22 protein-coding genes and 1 pseudogene are annotated in these 20,130 nt (G+C 72.2%); 11 read left to right on the forward strand and 12 right to left on the reverse strand.

Features of this window, described 5'->3' with window-relative positions; all coding sequences use genetic code 11:
* Nucleotides 1-99: 99 nt before the first annotated feature.
* The 5 genes from OF850_RS20410 to ubiA all read right to left on the reverse strand — a co-directional run bounded on the left by OF850_RS20410 (nt 100) and on the right by ubiA (nt 4,695).
* The gene (locus tag OF850_RS20410; protein ID WP_301592178.1) at nt 100-1,491 is read right to left on the reverse strand and encodes a hypothetical protein; all 1,392 of its coding nucleotides are present in this window, start codon (nt 1,489-1,491) and stop codon (nt 100-102) included.
* On the reverse strand, nt 1,488-2,615 hold the full coding sequence (locus OF850_RS20415) for a GTPase family protein (protein ID WP_301592179.1): 1,128 nt from the start codon (nt 2,613-2,615) through the stop codon (nt 1,488-1,490). Before OF850_RS20415 ends, OF850_RS20410 begins: the two co-directional genes overlap by 4 nt.
* A gap of 66 nt (nt 2,616-2,681) precedes the next feature.
* Nucleotides 2,682-3,095: a type IV secretion protein Rhs gene (locus OF850_RS20420; protein ID WP_301592180.1), complete on the reverse strand. Its 414-nt coding sequence runs from the start codon at nt 3,093-3,095 to the stop codon at nt 2,682-2,684.
* A gap of 32 nt (nt 3,096-3,127) precedes the next feature.
* Nucleotides 3,128-3,766, reverse strand: coding sequence for a class I SAM-dependent methyltransferase (locus OF850_RS20425; RefSeq protein WP_302474513.1), 639 nt, complete (start codon nt 3,764-3,766; stop codon nt 3,128-3,130).
* Nucleotides 3,760-4,695: a 4-hydroxybenzoate octaprenyltransferase gene (ubiA, locus tag OF850_RS20430; RefSeq protein WP_301592182.1), complete on the reverse strand. Its 936-nt coding sequence runs from the start codon at nt 4,693-4,695 to the stop codon at nt 3,760-3,762. Before ubiA ends, OF850_RS20425 begins: the two co-directional genes overlap by 7 nt.
* Between ubiA and OF850_RS20435 the strand changes: the two genes are divergently transcribed.
* Both OF850_RS20435 and OF850_RS20440 read left to right on the forward strand, forming a co-directional pair.
* A complete protein-coding gene (locus tag OF850_RS20435; RefSeq protein ID WP_301592183.1) occupies nt 4,688-5,425 on the forward strand; it encodes a 16S rRNA (uracil(1498)-N(3))-methyltransferase in 738 nt (245 codons plus the stop codon). The two genes, ubiA and OF850_RS20435, sit on opposite strands and share 8 nt — an antisense overlap.
* On the forward strand, nt 5,422-6,756 hold the full coding sequence (locus OF850_RS20440) for a glutamate--cysteine ligase (RefSeq protein ID WP_301592184.1): 1,335 nt from the start codon (nt 5,422-5,424) through the stop codon (nt 6,754-6,756). The genes OF850_RS20435 and OF850_RS20440 overlap by 4 nt, the downstream gene beginning before the upstream one ends.
* Here OF850_RS20440 and OF850_RS20445 read toward each other — a convergent pair.
* On the reverse strand, nt 6,743-7,099 hold the full coding sequence (locus OF850_RS20445; RefSeq protein ID WP_301592185.1) for a hypothetical protein: 357 nt from the start codon (nt 7,097-7,099) through the stop codon (nt 6,743-6,745). The genes OF850_RS20440 and OF850_RS20445 overlap by 14 nt on opposite strands.
* A 35-nt stretch (nt 7,100-7,134) precedes the next feature.
* Nucleotides 7,135-8,097, reverse strand: a complete 963-nt coding sequence (locus OF850_RS20450; RefSeq protein ID WP_301592186.1) for a tripartite tricarboxylate transporter substrate binding protein — start codon at nt 8,095-8,097, stop codon at nt 7,135-7,137.
* Nucleotides 8,098-8,206: 109 nt separating this feature from the next.
* Here OF850_RS20450 and OF850_RS20455 point away from each other — a divergent pair, with 109 nt between their 5' ends.
* A complete protein-coding gene (locus tag OF850_RS20455; RefSeq protein WP_301592187.1) occupies nt 8,207-8,800 on the forward strand; it encodes a histidine phosphatase family protein in 594 nt (197 codons plus the stop codon).
* A gap of 67 nt (nt 8,801-8,867) precedes the next feature.
* Nucleotides 8,868-10,247, forward strand: a complete 1,380-nt coding sequence (locus OF850_RS20460) for an alpha/beta hydrolase (RefSeq protein ID WP_301592188.1) — start codon at nt 8,868-8,870, stop codon at nt 10,245-10,247.
* Nucleotides 10,248-10,253: 6 nt separating this feature from the next.
* Here the strand turns inward: OF850_RS20460 and OF850_RS20465 are convergent, their stop codons facing one another.
* Together OF850_RS20465 and OF850_RS20470 are read right to left on the reverse strand one after the other, a co-directional pair.
* A complete protein-coding gene (locus OF850_RS20465) occupies nt 10,254-11,012 on the reverse strand; it encodes a hypothetical protein (RefSeq protein WP_301592189.1) in 759 nt (252 codons plus the stop codon).
* A 233-nt stretch (nt 11,013-11,245) separates the two neighbouring features.
* The gene (locus tag OF850_RS20470; protein WP_301592190.1) at nt 11,246-12,112 is read right to left on the reverse strand and encodes a class I SAM-dependent methyltransferase; all 867 of its coding nucleotides are present in this window, start codon (nt 12,110-12,112) and stop codon (nt 11,246-11,248) included.
* Between the two features lie 97 nt (nt 12,113-12,209).
* Here OF850_RS20470 and OF850_RS20475 point away from each other — a divergent pair, with 97 nt between their 5' ends.
* Complete coding sequence (locus OF850_RS20475; protein WP_301592191.1) at nt 12,210-12,419, forward strand: alpha/beta fold hydrolase; 210 nt, start codon at nt 12,210-12,212, stop codon at nt 12,417-12,419.
* Between the two features lie 51 nt (nt 12,420-12,470).
* Here OF850_RS20475 and folE read toward each other — a convergent pair whose 3' ends face one another.
* The 3 genes from folE to OF850_RS20490 all read right to left on the reverse strand — a co-directional run bounded on the left by folE (nt 12,471) and on the right by OF850_RS20490 (nt 15,059).
* Nucleotides 12,471-13,076 carry a GTP cyclohydrolase I FolE gene (folE, locus tag OF850_RS20480; protein ID WP_301592192.1) on the reverse strand — a complete coding sequence of 202 codons (606 nt, stop codon included), beginning with the start codon at nt 13,074-13,076 and terminating at the stop codon, nt 12,471-12,473.
* 88 nt (nt 13,077-13,164) lie between these two features.
* Nucleotides 13,165-14,037, reverse strand: coding sequence for a lipid A biosynthesis lauroyl acyltransferase (locus OF850_RS20485; protein WP_301592193.1), 873 nt, complete (start codon nt 14,035-14,037; stop codon nt 13,165-13,167).
* Nucleotides 14,034-15,059, reverse strand: coding sequence for a zinc-binding dehydrogenase (locus OF850_RS20490; RefSeq protein ID WP_301592194.1), 1,026 nt, complete (start codon nt 15,057-15,059; stop codon nt 14,034-14,036). Before OF850_RS20490 ends, OF850_RS20485 begins: the two co-directional genes overlap by 4 nt.
* Before the next feature lie 96 nt (nt 15,060-15,155).
* On the opposite strand from OF850_RS20490, the gene OF850_RS20495 reads away from it, so the two are divergent.
* The 6 genes and pseudogenes from OF850_RS20495 to OF850_RS20520 all read left to right on the forward strand — a co-directional run.
* A complete protein-coding gene (locus OF850_RS20495) occupies nt 15,156-15,914 on the forward strand; it encodes a tetratricopeptide repeat protein (RefSeq protein WP_301592195.1) in 759 nt (252 codons plus the stop codon).
* A 12-nt stretch (nt 15,915-15,926) separates the two neighbouring features.
* On the forward strand, nt 15,927-18,089 hold the full coding sequence (locus tag OF850_RS20500) for a TonB-dependent receptor (RefSeq protein ID WP_301592196.1): 2,163 nt from the start codon (nt 15,927-15,929) through the stop codon (nt 18,087-18,089).
* Complete coding sequence (locus OF850_RS20505) at nt 18,089-18,772, forward strand: Fe2+-dependent dioxygenase (RefSeq protein ID WP_301592197.1); 684 nt, start codon at nt 18,089-18,091, stop codon at nt 18,770-18,772. The genes OF850_RS20500 and OF850_RS20505 overlap by 1 nt, the downstream gene beginning before the upstream one ends.
* A gap of 1 nt (nt 18,773) precedes the next feature.
* On the forward strand, nt 18,774-19,448 hold the full coding sequence (gene exbB, locus OF850_RS20510; protein ID WP_301592198.1) for a tonB-system energizer ExbB: 675 nt from the start codon (nt 18,774-18,776) through the stop codon (nt 19,446-19,448).
* A gap of 4 nt (nt 19,449-19,452) precedes the next feature.
* Entirely contained in the window at nt 19,453-19,869 is a 417-nt protein-coding gene (exbD, locus tag OF850_RS20515) for a TonB system transport protein ExbD (protein ID WP_301592199.1), read from the forward strand.
* A pseudogene (locus OF850_RS20520) lies at nt 19,866-20,130 on the forward strand (hypothetical protein); the annotation flags it as partial. The gene exbD and the pseudogene OF850_RS20520, both read left to right, overlap by 4 nt.

Genomic DNA, 20,130 nt, shown 5'->3' on the forward strand with positions numbered 1-20,130 from the left:
GGTCCCGGTCCTGTTCCTGGAAGGCCTTCAGGGACGACCCCTGAAAGGCGCGGGCGCTCTAACACAGGGCTTGCAGGACGGCAACCAAGCGTGAACCGTCTATTTCCTCTTGGACAGGGCGCTGAGCACGCTGCGGCCGGTCCGAAAGGCCCGCCCCGCCTCGGCAAGGGGGGAGAAACGGGCATCCTCCGCCCGCAGCCGCGCTTCCCGCGCCCGTCGCGCGGCAGACTTCGCAGCCACCAGGGCCGCCGCCAGCGCCTCCAGCCCCCAAGGGGTTCCGTTGGGCGGGAAGGCGACGGGATGGACATCGGCCACGTCCAGCGCCTCCGCCACCGCGGCCCGGGCCTTGTCCAACGTCGCGCGCTTGGCGGGATGGCTCTCGGGCGGCCACTGGTTGGGCGGCGGGAGGAGGTCGGCGCCGGTCATGGCGACCAGGATGGGCGGCGGCGCCAGCCCCGCCTCCTTCCGCAGCGCTTCCAGCAGGGCCAGGTCCTCGGCCCGATCCGGCCGCATGGCGGGGGAAACGAGCAGCACCGCGTCCGCCCCGCGCCAGGCGCCGCGTTCCAGGAGGGCGAAGCCCGCCTCCCGCGCCGCCGTCTCCAGCGCCGCCGCCAGGGTGGTGACGCCTGCCCCCGGTCGCCCGGTGATGGCGAGGCGCAGCGGCGCCGCCTCGGGCACCGGCTCGGTGATGGCGTTGATCTCGGCCTCTGTCATGCGGAGACGGCCGGAATACAGGGCAATGGCCGCATCCCCGGCCTCGCGGATCAGGAAGCGATGCGCCTCCCGCCCCGCCGTGTCGGTCAGGAGGCCGAAGGTGGACACGTCGGCGACGCGCGCCGCCTCGCGGAACACGGCGGAGGCGGGGTTGCGGGCGAAGCGCGACACGCGCCACAGCGCGTCCGCCGCCTCGTAGAGCCGGGTCAGCGTGCCGCCGTGCCGGTCCCAGAACTCGGCGCCGGAGACCAGTCGCTCCAGCTTGGTGCGGTGCAGCAGGGGAAAGTCGCGGATCAGCCCGCGCAGCCGGTTGCTCAGCCGCTCCATCAGCAGCAGCAGCTCGGGCGGGGTGATCTGCAGGGCGGGGCGCTTGGCGGCGGGATGGTAATGCGCCGCCACCGCCTCCACCGTTTCCCGCAGCGTCCGCTCCACCGCCTCGCGATCGGTGAGGTCCAGCGGGCCGGCCTCGGCGGCGCGGCGGTTGACCATCTCCCGCGCCGCGATGTCCTCCGCCGTGTCCTCCGTGGGGTCGAAGCCCCGCCGCGAGGCCGCGACCTGCGTGACGCGCGCGATGGCGCGGCGGCGCACGGCAACGCGCAGCGGCCAGGCGGCCAGGGCGAAGAGGGCGGCGCCCACCGCCCACCAGACCACGCGCCCCGCCTCCCACAGCCACAGCCCGCCCAGCACCATGAGCGACAGCCAGGGCGCGGCGAGGCAGAAGCCGAGCAGGGCCTCGCGCCAATAGCGGCGGAGGTAGCGGCGCAGCCCGATCCTCATCGCGCCCAGGCGCCGCGCAGCGTCGCCGCGAAGACCTCCCGCAGCTCGCGGGCCGAGGCGGCCTCGCCCAGGCGGCGCCGGGACAGGTAGGCGATGGCCGCCTCGCCCAGCGCCGTGGTGAGGGCCGCGGCAGCGGCGGCATTGGCAGCCCCGGCCAGCACCGTGCCGAGGCCCGGCAGGAGCTTGAACGCCTCGGCGAGGCCGTAGCGCAGAGCGACGCCCAGCAGCGACCCGGTGCCGAGCGAGCCGATGAACTCCGCCCAGTCGCGCCGGGTCCAGGTGACGCCGAAGCGCTCGGCCAGGGCGCGCAGCATCAGCGCCTGGAGCGTGGCGAGGCCGCCCAGTCCGGCGAGCGGCACCGGCACCGCCCCCGCCCCGCCGGCCAGCGCCGCATAGGCATAGACGGTGCGGCGTGCCTGCCGGACCAGCCGGTCCTGGCCCTCATCCGTGTCGATGCGTCGCAGTGCCACCGCCACCTCGGCGGAGGCAGTTTCCAGCGCCTCGCGCAGCGCCTCCACGCGATACAGGCGCGGGGAAAGTCCGGCCTCCTCCTCGGTGAAGTCCAGCGGGACGAAGCGCGCCCCCAGCCCGTCGAAGAGGCGGCGCTGCACCTCCAGGGCGCGGCGCAGCGCCTCGGGCGCCGCGGCCTCGTCCCAGGTCTCGGCATGGGTGACGCCGGGTGGGTAGAGGCGATGGAGGCCGGTCTGCGCCACCACCAGCGGCCATTCGGGATGGCGGCGCCGCGCCTCGCGCACCACGCGAAGCACCGCGCCCTGGTCGGGGTCGGAAGCCTGCATCACCGCGAGCAGAAGATGGGCCTGCGCCTCGCAGAAGGCGATGTCCTCGGCGGGATCGTAGCGCGCCTCGCCGAGGCCGCGCGTGTCGAGGAAGCGCACCACCGGCGCCTCGGATGGCACGTCGTAGAGGCGGGATTCGCGGGTGCAGGGGGCGAAGCCCTGGCCGATCTCGGCGCGGCTGTCGCCGGTCAGGGCGGCGACGATGGCGGTCTTGCCGGCCTGGGTCTTGCCCAGCATCCAGATGACGGGCGCCGTCGCCTCGGCGGCCTGGCGCGCCCGGTCCTCGACCCGGCGGGCGAGAAGCGCGTCCTCGACCTCACGCCACAACCTGTTGAGACGATTCCACATGGGCGGAGAAGGTGCGCAGCCCCGCCCCGGGTTGCAAGCTGAGCGTCAGCGCCGCTCGGTGCGGCCGGCGAAGCGCCCCTGCGCGTCGTAATGCCGCGTCTCGCCGTTCCGCGTGTCCGAACGGCCCTGGAACCTTCCCTGCGCATCGTAATGCCGGGTTTCGTTGCCGCGCGTCTCGCTGCGTCCCTCGAAGCGGCCCCGCGCGTCATAGAGCCGCGTCGCGTCGCCGCGCGTCTCGGCCCGCCCCTGGAACCGGCCTTCCCGGTCATAGTCCCGCCGCTCGCCGTCGCGGAACTCGGAGCGCCCGGTGAGGCGGCCGCCCGCGTCATAGGCGCGGCTTTCGCCGGGGCGGTGCTCCGAGCGGCCGCCGAAGCGACCCTGCGCGTCGTATTCGCGCCGGGTCTGCGCCGGGGCTTCGGGGATGGAGAGCAGCAGGGCTGCAAGAAAGGCGGGCCACATGGGAAGGATGCGACCCTGCCAGGGTGGCGGTTTCAGGGCAGCAATCGGGCAATCGTCACCACACGCTCCGTCCGGTCCTCCAGTTCCAGCGAGGTCGGGACCCGGTGGACGGAAAGCGCCTCCAGCCCGTCGCGCGGCAGGTAGGCGCGGCCAGGATCGGCGAGGCGCACCTCCGCCCCTGCCCCCGCCATGGCGCGCAGCCAGGGCAGGATATGCGCGGTCATCGGCGCCTCGTAGCAAACGTCGCCAGCCAGGATCAGATCCCAGCGGCGGGGGCTGCCCACCACGTCACCCTCCGGCGTGCCGAGCGCGACGCCGTTCAGCGCCGCGTTCAACCGGCAGGCTTCCAGCGCCAGCGCGTCGACCTCGGCGCATTCCACCTCGGCGCCGCGCAGCGCCGCCGCGATGCCCGCGATGCCGCAGCCGGCCGCGAAGTCGAGCACGCGGGTGCCCCGGAGGTCCGGCCCGTCGAGCACGGAGCGCGCCAGGGCCTGCCCGCCCGGCCAGGCGAAGGCCCAGAAAGGCGGCTCGATGCCGTTCTCGCGCAGGAATTCCTCCGTCGCGCGCCAGATCGGCGTGATCTCCGTGGCGAGATGCAGGGCGATCTCGGGCACAAGGGGGGCGCGGGCGATCGCGGTGTGCGCCGCGATAAACCCCCCGGCGCTCACCAACGGCCGATCAGCAGGGCCAGGGCGACCAGCAGCCCCACCTCCCGGTTCGCACGGAACAGGGCGAGGCAGCGCGCCGGGTCGTGGATGTCCAGCGCCTGCGCCTGCCGCCACAGCAGGATGGCGGCGGGCAGCAGCGCGAGGGCGAAGAGCGGCGACAGCCCCGCCACCCACCCGGCCAGCAACAGCAGCGCGAGGGTCACGCCGTAGCAGGCCAGCAGAAAGGGCCGCGTCCGCTCGCCGAAGCGCAGCGCGGTGGAGCGGATGCCGACCAGCGCGTCATCCTCGCGGTCCTGGTGGGCATAGATCGTGTCGTAGCCGAGGATCCAGGCGATGCTGGCGGCGTAGAGCAGCCACCCGGCCGGGGTGATGGCCTCCACCGAAGCGGCGGTGCCGAGCAGCGCGCCCCAGCCGAAGGTGAGGCCGAGGACGAATTGCGGATAGTCCGTCACCCGCTTCGCCAGCGGATAAAGCACCACCGGCACCAGCGAAACGACGCCCACGGCCCAGGCGAAGCGCGGCAGCGCGAGCAGGACAAGCAGGCCGACGATGCACAGGCCCGCGAGGAACCAGAGCGCCTGCCAGGGCGAAACCAGCCCCGCCGCCAGCGGCCGGCCGCGCGTGCGCTCCACCTTCCGGTCGATGTCGCGGTCCCAAAGGTCATTCACCACGCAGCCCGCGCCGCGCATCACGAAGGCGCCGACAAAAAACAGCGCGGTGAGCCACAGCCCCTGCCACCCGTCCCGCGCATGCAGCGCGATGGCCCAGAGCCCGGGCAGGAACAGCAGCCAGGCGCCGATCGGCCGGTCGGCCCGCATCAGCAGGGCATAGGGGCGCCAGGATTCCGGCAGCCGCGCCACCCAGCCCTCGCGTCGGATGTCGGTGTAGCCTTGCACCGGGCCATGCAGCACGGCAGATGGGCGCATGTCCATCCCGCGCCTCCACGTGGAATCGGCCCTGCGCGAGGGGGCGGAGATCGCCCTCACCCCGGCCCAGGCGCATCATCTCGGCACGGTCTTGCGCCGCGCCGCCGGGGCGGAGCTGCGGGTGTTCAACCCCGGCGATGGCGAGTTCGCGGCGACGCTCACCGCGCTGCGCAAGGATCGCGGCGCCATTGCCCTCGGCGCCCGGATGCGCGCGCCGGAGGCGGCGGAGGCAAAGCTGCGCCTCGTGCTGGCCGCGCTGAAGCGCGAGGCGATGGATTGGGCGGTGGAAAAGGCGACCGAGCTGGGCGCGACGCGCATCACCCCCGTGCTGACGCGGCGCTGCGTCGCCACCCACAGCAACACCGAGCGCCTGTCCGCCATCGCCCGCGCCGCGGCGGAGCAGTGCGAGCGTCTTTCCATCCCCACCGTGGACGAGGCCCGGCCGCTCTACGCGGTCCTCGATTCCTGGGAGGGCGGGCGGCTGCTCGCCGCCGCCGAGCGTCGCGAGGCCGCGCCCCTCGCGACGCTGCTGCCCGCGGAGGCGCTGCTGGTGGGGCCGGAGGGAGGGTTCGAGCGGGGCGAACTTGACGACCTCGCCCGGCGACCCTTTGTTACGCTGGCCTCGCTCGGCCCCCGCATCCTGCGCGCGGAGACGGCGGCGGTGGCCGGCCTGGGCGCCCTTGCCTTCGCGCAGGATGCCGGCGGCCGCCTTCCTGTGACGAAAGCGAGCGAATGAGCAATCCCGGCCAGGCCGACCCGACGCCGTTCACCTCCGCGCGGCAGCTGGCCGAGTGGTTCGCCTCCGGCGCAAAGCCGCGCGAGGCGTGGCGGATCGGCACGGAGCACGAGAAGATCGGCTTCCGCCGCGACGACCTGTCGGCACCAGATTACGAGACGCGCGGCATCGGCGCGATGCTGGAAGGAATCGGCAAGCTCGGCTGGGAGCCGATCACCGATCGGAACAACGTCATCGGCCTGACCCGCGGCGCCGAATCGGTAAGCCTGGAACCGGGGGGGCAGTTCGAGCTGTCCGGCGCGCCGGTGGAAACGCTGCACGAGACCCGCCTGGAACTCGCGGCGCATCTGCGCGACGTGCATGCCGTGGCGCAGCCCCTCGGCCTCGGCTTCGCCGGGATGGGGTTCCACCCCGTCGCGACGCGCGAGGCGATGCCGTGGATGCCCAAGAGCCGCTACGCGATCATGCGGCGCTACATGCCCCTGAAGGGCTCGCTCGGCCTCGACATGATGCTGCGCACCGCGACGGTGCAGGTGAACCTGGATTTCGGCTCCGAATCCGACATGGCGGAGAAGCTGCGGATCTCCCTGGCGCTGCAGCCGCTCGCCACAGCGCTCTTCGCCGCCTCGCCCTTCCTGGAGGGCAAGCCCTCGGGTTTCCTGTCGCTGCGCGGCCGCGTCTGGACCGACACGGACCCCGACCGCACCGGCATCCCCGATTGCGTCTTCGAGGAGGGGTTCGACTTCGAGCGCTTCGCCGAGTACGTGCTGGACGTGCCCATGTACTTCGTGGCGCGCGACGGCCAGCTCTGGGACCTGGCCGGCGCCTCCTTCCGCGACCTGATGGCGGGCAAGATCCCCGGGCTGCGCGCGACGATGGGCGATGCCTGCGACCACGTCACCACCGTCTTCACCGACGTGCGGCTGAAGAAGTTCCTGGAGATGCGCGGCAGCGATTCCGGCTCCGCCCCCATGCTGCTGGCCAAGCCCGCCTTCTGGGTCGGCCTGCTCTACGACGACGCGGCGCAGAAGGCCGCCGCCGCGTTGGTGCGCCCCTGGAGCGTGGAACAGATCCGCGCCCTGCGCGCCGAGGTGCCAGCGAAGGCGCTGCGCGCGGAGATCGCGGGCCGTTCCCTGCAGGACGTGGCGCGCGACGCGCTGGCGATCAGCGAGGCCGGGCTGAAGGCGCGCGGCCTGGGCGAGGAAGCCTACCTCGCCCCCCTGCACGAGATCGCAGCGAGCGGGCAGACCCAGGCGGAGCGGATGCTGGCGCTGTTCGACGGCCCCTGGCGCGGCGATGCCGGCCAGGCGCTGCGCTTCATGGAAGTGTAGCGCCCACCCGGCCGACCGGACCGAACCCGCCCCAGCACCCGTCGCCGCGATGGCTGGCGGCGCGCACCGTGCCGCCCGTCACCTCGAAGGTCACCTCGCAGCGCGTGCGGCGCACCGCATCCACCGGGAAGCGCCAAAGATACGGGCTGGCGGGGACAAGCTCGTCGCGCGCCGTCTCATAGGTGGCGAAGCGTCGGCCCTGCACCTCGGCCGTGCGCTGCGGCACGCCCAGCCGCGCCACCATCTCCGCCTCCGGCAATCCGATCATGCCGGCGAGGCTGTCCTGGAAGGACGGCACCGCGCAGCCGGCGAGGAGGAGCAGGACGAGGAGGGGGCGCTTCATGGCCCACCCCCAACGCCCCGCGACGGCAGGCGGCTTCAGCTCAGCCGGATGCCCAGCGCGTCGATCAGCTCCTTCTCCTCCGTCATGGTCTGCTGGACGAAGGCGACGTACTCGGCCGGGTCCTTGTGGTCCGGGATCATGTCGTAGCGGTCGAGCACGGCGACGTGGGTGGGGTCGAAGATCGCCTCGCGGAAGGCGTCGTGCAGGCGGCGCACCACGGCCGGGTCCATGCCCTTCGGCCCGGCGAGGCCATAGGGGCTGATGGAGGCGATGTTGATTCCCTGCTCCTTCAGCGTGGGGATGTTGGGGAAGCGCTTGGCGCGGGTGTTGCCCCAGGTCGCCAGTACGCGCACCCGTCCCTCCTCGGCCATCGGGCTCCAGCCCGAGCTGTCGGCCAGCACGTCGGTCTGCTTGCCCAGCAGGCTCTGGATGTTCTCGGCGAAGCCGCGGAACGGCACGTGCGTCCACTCGATGCGCTGGTTGCGCGCGATCTGCTCCATGGTCAGGTGCAAGGAGGTGCCGACCCCCGGCGTGCCGTAGTTCAACTTGCCGGGATTGGCCCGTGCATGCTCCACCAGCTGCGTCATGTCCTGCCAGGGCGCGTCAGGGTGCACCACCGTGCCGAACAGGTAACCCGTGACGTGGACGACGTAGGTGAAGTCCTTCAGCGGGTCAAACAGCGCGCGCGAGTTCATCAGCGGCTGGCGAAACACGCTGATCGGCATCTGCGACAGGGTGTAGCCGTCGGGCTGCGCGGTCAGCAGCGCCTGCGCGCCCAGCACGCCGCCGGCGCCCGAGCGGTTCTCCACCACGACGGGCTGGCCGAGGCGGCGCGCCGCCTGCTCGCACAGGGCGCGCATCTGCACGTCGGTGGTGCCGCCCGGCGCCCAGGGCACCAGCATGCGGATCGGGCGGGTCGGGAAGGTCTGCGCATAGGCGGGCGCGGCCAGGGCGGCGAAAGGCAGGGACAGAGCGGCGCGGCGGCGAAGCGGGATCACGGCATTTCCTCGTTGAAGCATGGTTGCGGCTCCTATCGCGCCAGGGCGGAGTCGCGGCAAGCCCGAGGGCCGCCTTGCCACCGCCGGCATGTGGCGGCAGGGAAGCAGGATGCGACGCCGCACCCTTCTCGCCCTGCCGGCCTTCCTGTCACAACCCGCACGTGCCCGGTCCGGCTTCGTCCCGACGGAGCAAGGAATCGCACTGCTGCGTGGCGGCGGGCTGAATCTCTACCTGCGCCACGCCATCACCGACCGCAGCCAGTCCGACACCGGACGGCGCGGCGACCGCGCCGCGCAGCGCAACCTGAGCGCGGCAGGGCGTGCCCAGGCCGCCGCGCTGGGCGAGGCCTTCCGCCGCCACGGCATCACGGTGGCGGAGGTGCTTTCCAGCGAGGTGTTCCGCGCCCGCGACACGGCGGAGCTCGCCTTCGGAGGAGCACGGATCGTCCCCTCCCTGATCGCCGACGATTACACGTCGGGCGACGCGCGGGCCGATGCGGCGGAGGTGTCGCGCCTGCTCGGCCAGACAGTGTCGGGCGGCAACCGCGTGCTGGTGGGGCACATCGTCCCGATGGGGATGATCCTTGGCCGCTCCCTTGCGCAGGAAGAGTTCCCGGAGGGAGCCATTGGGCTGTTCCGCCCCTCCGGTGCGGATTGGCGCTTCCTGGGCTTTCTCGCGGCCGGTCAGCTGACTGGAAACTGAACCGAAAATAACAACCACTTCATGTTTGGGCCGTTCCTTGAGCAAGAAACGCTCACGGAGGTTTGCCATGCTTCGGCTCCCTGGCTGGCGCGCGACGCTTCTGGGCAGCGCCGCCCTTGCATTGCTTCTTCCGGCCGCGCCGGTGCCCGCGCAGCCGGTCACGCCATCCGCCGTGACCGCTCCCGAGATGCAGGCCGTGCTGGAGGCATGGCAGGCTCTCGGTGCCCGCCCGGTGGAGCAGCTGGATGTCGCCCAGGCCCGTCAGATGCCCGGCCCCTCCGACGTGGCACGGCACATGATGCGCGAAGGCAATCTCCGCGCCCCTGCCGTGATGCGCGGCGTCCGCTCGCGCGACATGCAGGTGCCGGGCGCGGAGGGGATGATCCCCGCGCGGCTCTACCTCCCCGGCGGTCAGGCTGGCTCGGCCATGGGCGGCTTCCCGCTGATCCTCTACTGGCCCGGCGGGTTCTGGGTGGCGAACGGGCTGGTTTCTCACGACCTGACGCCACGCGCCCTGGCGGGTCTCTCGGGTTCCGCCGTGCTGGCGCTGGGGCATCGCCTCGCACCGGAACATCCCTTTCCCGCCGCGCGGGACGACGCCCTCGCCGCCTGGCGCTGGGTCACCGCCCATGCGCGCGACTTCGCCGCCGACCCCGAGCGCATCATCCTCGCCGGCGAGGGCTCGGGCGCGAACCTCGCCCTGCATGTCGCCCTGACGGCGCGCAGCGAGACGAGGGCGTTCCCGCCGCGCCATGTCCTCGCCGCCTATCCGATCGCGGGGGTGGATGGGGCGACCGAGTCGCACGCCTCCGGTGCCGTAGAGGGGCAGGATTCACGCGGAAACCTCCCCGCGACCCCCGGAATGGGAGGGATGCCGCCGGTCACCGTGATTCTCGCCGAGGCCGATCCGATGCGCCCCGAGGGCGAGGCGCTGGCCGCGCGGCTGCGCGAGGCAGGCGTGGATGCTGAGGCGCGGATCTTCCCGGGAACCGTGCACGGGTTCATGGGCCTGGCGCCGGTGCTGGCCGTGGCGCGCGAGGCGCAGGACTACGCGGTAGAGCGGATGCGCCCCGTGCTCGACCTCGGGCGTGGCTCCCCGCCCGCGCCGCTGGGCGCGGGGGGCGGCATCCGCGGCTCCAGCACCCCGGTTGCGGCCGGACGCCTCCTGCTCGACCTGCGCGGCCTTGATGCGGGCACGGTGGAGGAGGTGGTGGTGGATGCCGAAGGCCAACCGCTGGGCGCGGTGGTGAGCTGGGGCGGCTTGGCCGGGCGCGGGATGCGCCGGGCCCTGGTGCCGGTGGAGCAGATCGACGCTGAGGGCGACCGCCCGCGCCTGCTTTTCACGCGGGAGGAGCTGGAGGCGATGCCGCGCTTCGAGCGCGGGCGGCTGGAGGAGGCGGCGCGCGACCAGGGCTGGGCCGGCAACGTCAGCACCGTCCGGCGCTGAGGCGCGCTACCAACCGAGGGAGAAGCTGTATTTCAGCCCGACCCGAAGCCGCAACCGCGGCGAGTCGCGGTTCAGCCCGGTCCCTGCCAGAAAGGCGAGGTCGAGGTCCTGGCCGAGGCGCCGGGAGAAGCCAGCCTCCACCATGTGGAGGTCGCGCTGCCCGCGATCTCCCGTCTCGTGCAGCATGGTGGCGACCAGCAGCGTGTCGCGGTCCAGCACGTGGCTCACCGCCGCACCCAGGCGGTGCCCGTGGCGCCGCTCGGCGCCCACGGGGTCGGGCCGCGCCACCCAGCCGGCATTGAGGTGCAGCCCCCAATTCCCCGGCCCGCGCCCCGTGAGGTGGCTGGTGATGATCGCAAGCTCGGTCGCCGTGCCGGGCCGGCTGGTCAGCGGCACCGACACGTCGGCTAGGATCGCCACGGCCGGGCGCCAGCCGCGCTGCTCCAGCGCCTGCCAGCGAAAGCCCGGGGTCACGGTCGTCCGGTCGCGGTCGTCGCGGAAGCTGTGGGCGGCGTCGAGTCGGAACTCCAGCCCCTGCGCGATGCCGAGGCGCAGCGACGGCAGCATGTCGTGCGAGTGTCCGCCGGGCAGGCGCGAATAGCCGTAGAAGCCGTACAGCCCCATCTTTCCCCGTTCCTGTGGAAAAGCCGAGCGGACGGAAAACGGCGTGTCGGCGGTGGGGCGGATCCCTTCCTCCTGCGCCAGGGCGGGCGGCGGGGGTAGCAACAGGGCGAGCAGCGCGGCGGGAGCGAGGATGCGCGTCATTCGGCCGCTCCGGCCCGTCCGATGCGCATGTAGCGCCGCTCGGGCCGATAGCCGCGATTGGAGAGCCAAGACCAGAACTGCCGCATGAAGCGCATCGCGACCTCCTTTGCTGGGCGCGCGCCGTGAGGGGATGGCAGGACGTGTCCTGCCCATGAAGGGAACGCCGGACCGGGCCAAACGTGTCGGCGCGGCCACGAATCCGAAAGGGGGCGTGGCCGTCCGGCCACGGTCCCTCAGCCGGGGCCGAGCAGCCAGTTCGCCTGGTCGCGGATCTCCGCCAGCATCCGCAGCATCAGCCCCTTGCGCTCGCGCTGGATCTCCTCGCGCGGCGGGATGGGGGTGATGGCGCGTTCCAGCACGGCCAGGAACTCCACCCCGCCCGGCTCGTGCGTGTCCTTGATGCGCCAGGGGCTCAGCCCCATCGCGCGCAGCTCCAGCACCGCCAGGGCGAAGCTCGCGGGGGTGAAGGTCCAGGCATGGACGTCGTGATACGCGCCCTCCGCCTCGCTGTAGCCGGCGCAAAGGGCATGGACTTCGAAAGGGGCGGAGATCAGGTCGAAGGGCACGGCCTCGCCCTTCAGCCAGGGTTTGGCCTCGTCGTCCGTGCGGCGCGAGGAATAGGCCGTGCTGTCGAACACCGCGCCGATGCCGTGCTTGCGCCGGGGCGCCAGGTGCGCGGCCAGCATCTGCCCGGTGGTGGACACGGGGCGCATCGCGTCGAAGCACAGGCGCTTGTCCGGCACAGCCAGGATCAGCCGTCCATCCGGTTTCAGCAGCCGGTCCGCCGAAAGCAGCAGACCCACCGGGTCGAGCAAATGCTCGATGACGTGGGAAGCGATAATGGCGTCGAAGGAACCGTGGCTGTCCTGCGGAAAGCGCTCGTGCAGCGGGCCGCCCTGCCACACCACGTCCACCTCCTCGATCGCCGCCGCGTTCTCCCGCGCATACTTGTCGCGCAGCTCGGCCGCCGGGGCATGGTCCACCACCACGGTCGGCCAGCCTTCCCGCTTGGGCGCGATGGGGGAGATGGAGGCGCCGATCTCGATGATGCGGGGTGGCGAAAGGCGGAGCCCGTCGAGAAGGAAGGCGCGTCGGTCCATGGTCTGCTCCGGGGTATTCCCGCCATTTGGGGCCGGGGGGCGGCACGGGGCAACCCGGGTTGGAGGGGGCGCTCCGCGGGCGTTGCCGAGGGACGCCATGCATCACATCCGCGTGGGACAGGGCCCGCAGCTTCTCCTGCTGTACGGGCTGGGCAGCAACCTCCCGGCATGGGCACCGGTGCAGGCGAAGCGCGCCCAGGCCGCCTTCCCCGGCGCGCAGCTGCGCTGGGTGGAGCGCGCCGGCCACTACCTCCACTGGGACCAGCCGGAGGAGGTGGCGCGGATCATCCGCGAGAGCTGCGGCTAGGCGCGGCGCCGCGCCCTCGTGCCCATCGCCGCCGACTGAGTTCCTGCCGCGTCAGCCCTCGAACGGCGCGCGCGGCGCCTGGATCATCGCCAGGAACTCGCGCCGCGTGCTGTCATTGTCGCGAAAGGCACCCAACATCCGGCTCGTGACCATGGACACGCCCGGCATGTGCACGCCGCGCGTCGTCATGCACTGGTGCGATGCCTCCAGCACCACGGCGACGCCCAGCGGCTTCAGCACATCCTCCAGCGTGTTGGCGATCTGCGCGGTCAGCTTCTCCTGGATCTGCAGGCGCTTCGCATAGATCTCGATCACCCGCGCCAGCTTGGAGATGCCGACCACGCGCCCGCGCGGCAGGTAGGCGACGTGGGCGCGGCCGATGATGGGCACCATGTGATGCTCGCAATAGCTTTCCAGCCGGATGTCGCGCAGCACGACCATCTCGTCGTAGCCCTCCGTCTCATCGAAGGAGCGGGCGAGCATCTCCACCGGGTCCTCGCCATAGCCGGCGAAGAATTCCTCGTAGGAGCGGACGACGCGGGCAGGCGTGTCGAGCAGTCCCTCGCGGTCCGGGTCGTCCCCGGCCCAGAGCAGCAGGGTCCGCACCGCGCGTTCCGCTTCCTCGCGGCTCGGGCGTTCGGGGCTGGACTCGGTCATGGCGTCGTCGTGTTCCTCGGCTGCGGAACCATCCGGCCCCGGTCAGGATGGAGATTGGGGGGGACGGCGCGCGGTGCAACCCGCGGCATCATCGCCAGCGGCGGTGCATCCACAGCCATTGCCCCGGATGCTCGCGGATCCAGCCCTCGATGATGCGGTTCACCAGCGCCGTCGTCGCCTCCACATCCACCTTGCCGGCCGCGTCGCGCGGCAGGTCCAGCGCCTCGGTCAGTTCCAGGCGGAAGCGGTTGCCGGGCAGGCGGATGGCGCGCAGCCCGTGCACCGGCGCCTCGAATCGCCGCGCCAGTCGCGCCAGGAAGGGGTTGGAGGCGGCGGGCACCCCAAAGAAGGGCACGCGCGGCCCGCGCCCGAAGCGCTGGTCCACCAGCATCCCGAGCGTCAGCCCCTCGTCCAGCGCCTCGGCCATGCGGATCGGCGCGGCGAGGCCGGCCGGGATCAGCCGGCCCATGATCGGCGCCCGCAGCGCGACGATGTCGGCGGCGACGTGTCGGTTGTTGGGGGTGCGGTAGAGGATGGCGGCAGGCTGGCCCATGCGGTGCGCCGCCACCGCCGGCAATTCCCAGTTCGCGAGATGCGCGGCGAAGACCAGGGCCGGCTTGCCGCTCGCCTTCAGCGCGGCGAAGCGGGCGAAGGTCGCCTCGTCCGCCTCCACGCGCCCGCCTTCCACATCGAACAGCGCAACGAGGTGGACATACTCGCAGGTGGTGCGGCCCAGGTTCTCCCAGGCTTCGCGCGCGATCGCCTCCCGCTCCGCCTCGCTGCGCTCCGGAAAGGCGAGTCGCAGATTCTCCATGGCGTGGCGATGGTTGCGGGTGAAGCGTCCCACCCGCGGCGCCACGAAGCCGCCCAGCGCCGAGGCGCGGTCCGGCCCCAGGGCGCGCAGCGCGGCGAAGACCAGGCGGATCAGCGCGGCCAGCAGGCGTTCCGCGAGGTCCCTCACAGCGTGACGATGATCTTGCCGAAGACGTTGCGCGATTCGAGCCGCGCCAGCCCTTCCCCGAAGCGCTCCAGCGGCAGCACCGTGTCCACGACGGGGCGGATGCCTTCCGCCATCTTGGCCAACCCCTCGCCCACGTTGCGGAGGTTGCAGCCGAAGGAGCCGATGAGGCGCAGCTGGCGCTGGAACAGCATCATCAGGTTGGTCTCTGCCGACACGCCGGAGGTGGAGCCGCAGGAAACCAGCCGCCCGCCCATGCGCAGCGACAGGAGCGAGCCCTGCCAGGTGGCGGCGCCCACGTGCTCGAACACCACGTCCACGCCGCGCTTGCCGGTGAGGCGCCGCGCCACGCTCTCGAAGCGGTCGACATTGTAGTTCACCACGTGGTCGCAGCCGAGTTCGCGCGCCTTCCCGGCCTTCTCCTCGCTGCCCACCGTGCCGATCACCGTGCAGCCGATGGCCTTGGCCATGCGCACGGCGGCAGAGCCGATGCCGCTGCCCGCGGCGTGGATCAGCACCACCTCGCCGGGTTCCAGCCGGGCATTGTCGAACAGCATGTGCTGCACCGTACCGAAGGTGATGCCGGCGCAGGCCGCGTCCTCGTCGGAAACGCCATCGGGCACCGGCACGCAAAGCCGCGCCGGCAGGGAAACGAGGCCCTGGGCGAAGCCGTCAAAGTGAAAGCCGCGCACGCCGGACACGTTCTCGCACAGATTCTCCCGCCCCTCGCGGCAGGCGCGGCAGGTGCCGCAGACCATGCCGCCATAGGGAACGACGCGCTGGCCCGGACGCAGCGCAGAGACGCCCTCGCCCACCGATTCGACCACGCCCACGCCCTCGGCGCCGACGGAGATGGGCAGGGTGCGCTTCGCGAAGGCCATGCCGCGCCAGCCCCACACGTCGATGTGGTTCAGCGCCACCGCGCGCATCGCCAGCCGCACCTCGCCGGGGCCGGGGGCGGAAGGGGGCGGGGCGTCGTCGCGGAGGCGGAGGTCGCGGTCGGCGAAAAGCTGGAGGGCGCGCATGGCGGGGCGATAGCAGGAAGCGGGGGAAGCGGCACCCCGGGCCTCTTGCGAATTATTCGCATTTGCACTCTAAGCCGGCGTATGTCCGCTTCCGCAATGGAACAAGCCCAGCACCTCGCCAGCCTCGCCCGGCGGGGTCATTTCGAGGCGCAGCTTCTCTTCGGCCAGACCTTGCTGGATGGGCACGGCGTCGCGCGCGACCCGGATGCTGCCTTCCGCTGGTTTCTCGTGGCGGGCACTACGGGGGACCCGGCGGCGCTGAATATGCTGGGTCGCTGCCACGAGAATGGCTGGGGTACGGACCCCGACCCGAACGCTGCCTTCCCCCTCTACCGACGTGCCGCCGCGGCCGGGCTGGACTGGGGCCAGTACAACCTCGCCAACCTCCTCGCCCGCGGCGCGGGATGCGAGCGCGACATGGCGGAGGCGCTGCGCTGGTACCGCGCTGCTGCCGCGCAGGGCCACGCCAAGGCGATCAACCTCGTCGGCCGCTTCCTGGAGGAAGGCTGGGCGACGCCGCGCGACCCCGCCGCGGCGCGCGACCATTACCGCCGCGCCGCCGAGGGAGGCGATTTCCGCGGCATGTGCAACCACGCCCAGGCGCTGCGCGACGAGGGCCGCCGGGCCGAGGCGGCGCATTGGTTCTCCCGCGCCGCCGCCACCGGCACGCCCGGCTTCCTCCGCTCCCTCGCCACCGGGCTGCGCGCGGCGCCGGAGGCGGAGCTGCGCGCCCTGGCCGAGCAGGTGGCGGGACGGCTGGATGTCCGGGCCGCGCCGGTACTGGAAGAACAGGCCACCCCCTTCTTGCGAATGATTCTCACTCGCGTTATCAGCGGCGCAATCTTTCGCGCCTGACAAGGAACGCCGATGAGCCTTCGCCCTGAACTCCCCGCCCTGCAGCCGACGCTGGGCCTCGCCATGCTGGGGCTGGCGGCCGGTCCCGCGGCGCTGGCCCAGGGGGACGCGACCTCGCTGGCCCTGCCCGAGCTGGACGTCTCCACCCAGGCGCCCTCGCCCTACCGGCGCGACGCGCAGCCCGTCGTGCGCCTGCCCACCACCGTGGCCGAGACGCCCCAGAGCATCACCGTCATCCCGCGTGAGATCATCCAGGAACGCGCCGCCTCCTCCATCCGCGAGGCGCTGCGCAACGTCACTGGCATCTCGCTTTCCGCCGGCGAGGGCGGGTTCTCCGGCGACGCGCTCACGCTGCGCGGCTTTTCCGCGCGCGGCGACTTCTTCATCGATGGCGTGCGCGACCTCGGCCAGTATTCGCGCGACCCGTTCTTCATGGAGTCGATCGAGGTGCTGAAGGGCCCCTCCTCCGTCGCCTTCGGGCGCGGGTCCACGGGCGGCATCATCAACCAGACCTCGCGCCTGCCGCGCGCCGGCAATTCGGGGGAGCTGAACCTGTCCGCCTACACGCCGGGCGGGTTCCGCGCTACCTCGGACGTGAACCTGCACGCCGGCAACGTCGCCGCGCGCGTGCAGATGATGGGCTCGCACATCAACGCCGCCGGGCGCGACCACGTCTACCAGTCGCGCTGGGGCGTCGCGCCTTCGGTCACCTGGGGCCTGGGCGGGCCGACCCAGGCCACCCTCTCCTGGCTGCACCAGGAGGAGGAGAACGTGCCCGACCTGGGCATCCCTTTCATCAACGGCCGCCCGGCGCCGGTGCGCCGCTCGACCTTCTACGGGCTGAACAACCAGGACCGCGAGACGACGAAGACGGACGTCGTCACGCTGCGCCTGTCGCACCAGATTAACGACGCGGTGACGGTGCGCAACCTCACGCGCTACGGCGCCTGGTCGCGCAACCTGAACGCCACCGCGCCGCGCATCAATGCCATCACCACGACCGGCGCGGCCTTCAACGCCTTCACCACGCCGCTCGACCAGATCCTGGTGCGGCGCGAGCCGCAGGTGCGGCGCGGCTACGACTCGCTGCTGCTGAACCAGACCGAGGTGGCGGCCCGCTTCCGCACCGGCTTCGTGGAGCACAACCTCCTCGCCGGCGTCGAGATCGCGCGCGAATCCTCCGAGGCAACGCGCTTCAGCTTCCCCGCCGCCGCCAATGGCCGCCCGGCCGCCTCGCTGCTCGACCCCAATTTCTACGCCAGCGGGCCGATCACCTACGGCATCGGCTCCGACGTGAAGACGGTCGCCAACACCTTCGCCGCCTATGCGGTGAACCAGATGAAGTTCGGCGAGATGTTCGAGCTGATGCTAGGCGGGCGCTGGGACCGGTTCGACGCCACCTACAACAATCGCTCCACCACGGTCGCGGCGCAGCGGCAGTTCTCCCGCCTGGACGAGGCCTTCTCCTGGCGCGCCGCGGCGATCTTCAAGCCCATCCCCTCGGTGCGGACCTATTTCTCCTATGGCACCTCCTTCAACCCGTCGGCCGAAAGCCTGACGCTGGCCGCCAACAACGCCGCCCTTCCGCCGGAGGAGAACGTCTCCTACGAGCTGGGCGCCTCGTGGGAGGTGATGAGCGGGCTGCGCCTGTCCGGCGCGCTGTTTCGCATCGAGAAGACCAATGCCCGCACCTCCGACCCCGCCGGCAACCTGACGACGCTGGACGGCACGGCGCGGGTGGACGGGTTCGAGATCCAGGCCGCCGGCCGCATCACGCCCAACTGGAACGTGCTGGCGGGCTTCACCCACCTGCGCTCGGAGATCACCCGCTCCCGCGTCGCGGCAGAGGTGGGCAAGCAGTTCCTCAACGCTGCGCCCAACACGGCGAGCCTGTGGACCACCTACGACCTGCCGCACGGCTTCCAGATCGGCGGCGGCCTGTCATTCGTGGACTACCGCTACGGCAACAACACCAACACGGTGCGCGTGCCTTCCTATGTCCGCTACGACGCCGCCCTCGCCTGGGCGCCGACGGAAGGGCCGTTGCGCGGGCTGCGCATGCAGGTGAATGCGCTGAACCTCGCCAACGCGACGACCTACGACACGGTCTACGCCGCCCACACCATCCCAGGCACGGGGAGGACCTTCGTCTTCACCCTCGGCGCGCGGTTCTGATGCTCCTGCAGATCCCTGAACTTCTCAGTCCGGAGCAGGTGGCACAGGCGCGGTCCGTCATGGACCGCGCCAACTGGGTGGATGGCCGCGCCACGGCCGGCCATCAATCGGCCCAGGTCAAGAACAACGAGCAATTGCCCGAAAGCTCCGCCGAGGCGCGGGCGCTGGGCGACATGATCCTGCAGGCGCTGGAGCGCAGCCCGCTCTTCATCTCGGCCGTGCTGCCGGCGCGAGTCTTTCCGCCGCTGTTCAACCGCTACGGCGCGGGGATGGAGTTCGGCGCACACGTGGACAACGCGATCCGCGCCGTCACCGGCACGGCGTCGCGCATCCGCACCGACGTGTCCTGCACCCTCTTCCTCGCCGCGCCGGACGAGTACGACGGCGGCGAGCTGGTGGTGGAGGACACCTATGGCGAGCACCGGGTGAAGCTGCCCGCCGGGCACGCGGTGATCTACCCCTCCACCAGCCTGCACAAGGTGGAGCCGGTGACGCGCGGCGCCCGCGTCGCCTCCTTCTTCTGGATCCAGAGCATGATCCGCGATGACGGGCAGCGCACCCTGCTCTTCGACCTCGACATGGCGATCCAGCGCATCCGCAGCGACCTGCCGCCCGGCCATCCCGGCCCGGTGCAGCTGACCGCCACCTACCACAACCTCCTGCGACGATGGGCGGATTGCTGAGATGGAAATGCACCTTTCCCCCTGGGACATGGTCACCCAGGCCGACATCATCGTTCAGGCGGTGATGGGCGGCCTCGTCCTCGCTTCCGTGCTGTGCTGGACGATCGCGCTCGCCAAATGGCTGGAACTGTCGGGCTTCACGCGCCGCGCGCGGACGGACCTCGTGGCGCTGCGCGCCTCCAAGGGCCTGGACGCGACGCTGTCCGGCCCCTGCGCCCCGCTGCTCGCCGCCGCGCGCGACGAGGTGATGACGGCGCCGGGCGGCCCCGAGGGGGTGAAGGAGCGCACGGCGTGGCGCCTCCAGCGCATCATCGCCAACAACGCCCGCAGCCTGTCGCGCGGCACCGGAATGCTGGCCACGATCGGCTCCACCGCTCCCTTTGTCGGGCTGTTTGGCACGGTGTGGGGCATCATGAACAGCTTCATCGGCATCGCGCGCTCGCAGACCACCAACCTCGCCGTGGTCGCGCCGGGCATCGCCGAGGCGCTGCTGGCCACCGCCATCGGCCTCGTTGCCGCCATCCCGGCCGTGGTGCTCTACAACGCCTTCGCCCGCGCCATCGCCGGCCGCAAGGCGCTGATGGCGGATGCCGAAACCGAGGTGATGCGCCTGCTGTCGCGCGCCCTGGACCAGGGCAGCCGCCCGACCCGCCCGCTGCGCGTGGTGGCGGAGTAGCCCCATGGCTATGCAGCTCGGCGGCGAGGACGACGACCTCGCCGAGGCGCACGAGATCAACGTCACGCCCTTCATCGACGTGATGCTCGTGCTGCTCATCATCTTCATGGTGGCCGCGCCGCTCGCCACGGTGGACGTGCCGGTGAACATGCCCTCCGCCGCCGCCGTGCCGCAGCCGCGGCCCGACAAGCCCGTCTTCCTGACGCTGCGCGCCGACCGCGCCCTGCATCTCGGTGAGGCGGCGGTGGAGCGCGAGGCGCTGGCCGCCGCGCTGGAGACCGCCTTCGAGGGCGACCGCGAGGGCCGTGTCTTCATCCGCGCCGACGGCACCATCCCCTATGCCGAGGTGATGGAGGTGCTGAACCTCCTGCGCGGCGCCGGTTGGACGCGCGTGGCGCTGGTGGGGCTGGAGCAGCGGTGAACGGGCGATGGGCGGGCAGCTTCGTCCTGGTGCTGGCGCTGCACGGCGCGGCGCTGGCCGGGCTCGCGACCCTGTCCCCCGCCACGCCGGAACAGCCGGCGGCCGAGCCCATCCTGCTGGACCTGGAGCCGCTGCCCGCTGAGGAGGAGGCCCCGAACCAGGCCGCCGCCGCGCCCGAGCCCGCCCCGGCCCCGCCCGCGGAGCCGCCCCCGCGCGAGCCGCCCCCGCCGGAGCCCCCGCCGCCCGAGCCCATCCCGGAGC

This window comes from Sabulicella glaciei (genome assembly GCF_026183895.1).
Lineage (GTDB): Bacteria > Pseudomonadota > Alphaproteobacteria > Acetobacterales > Acetobacteraceae > Roseococcus > Roseococcus glaciei.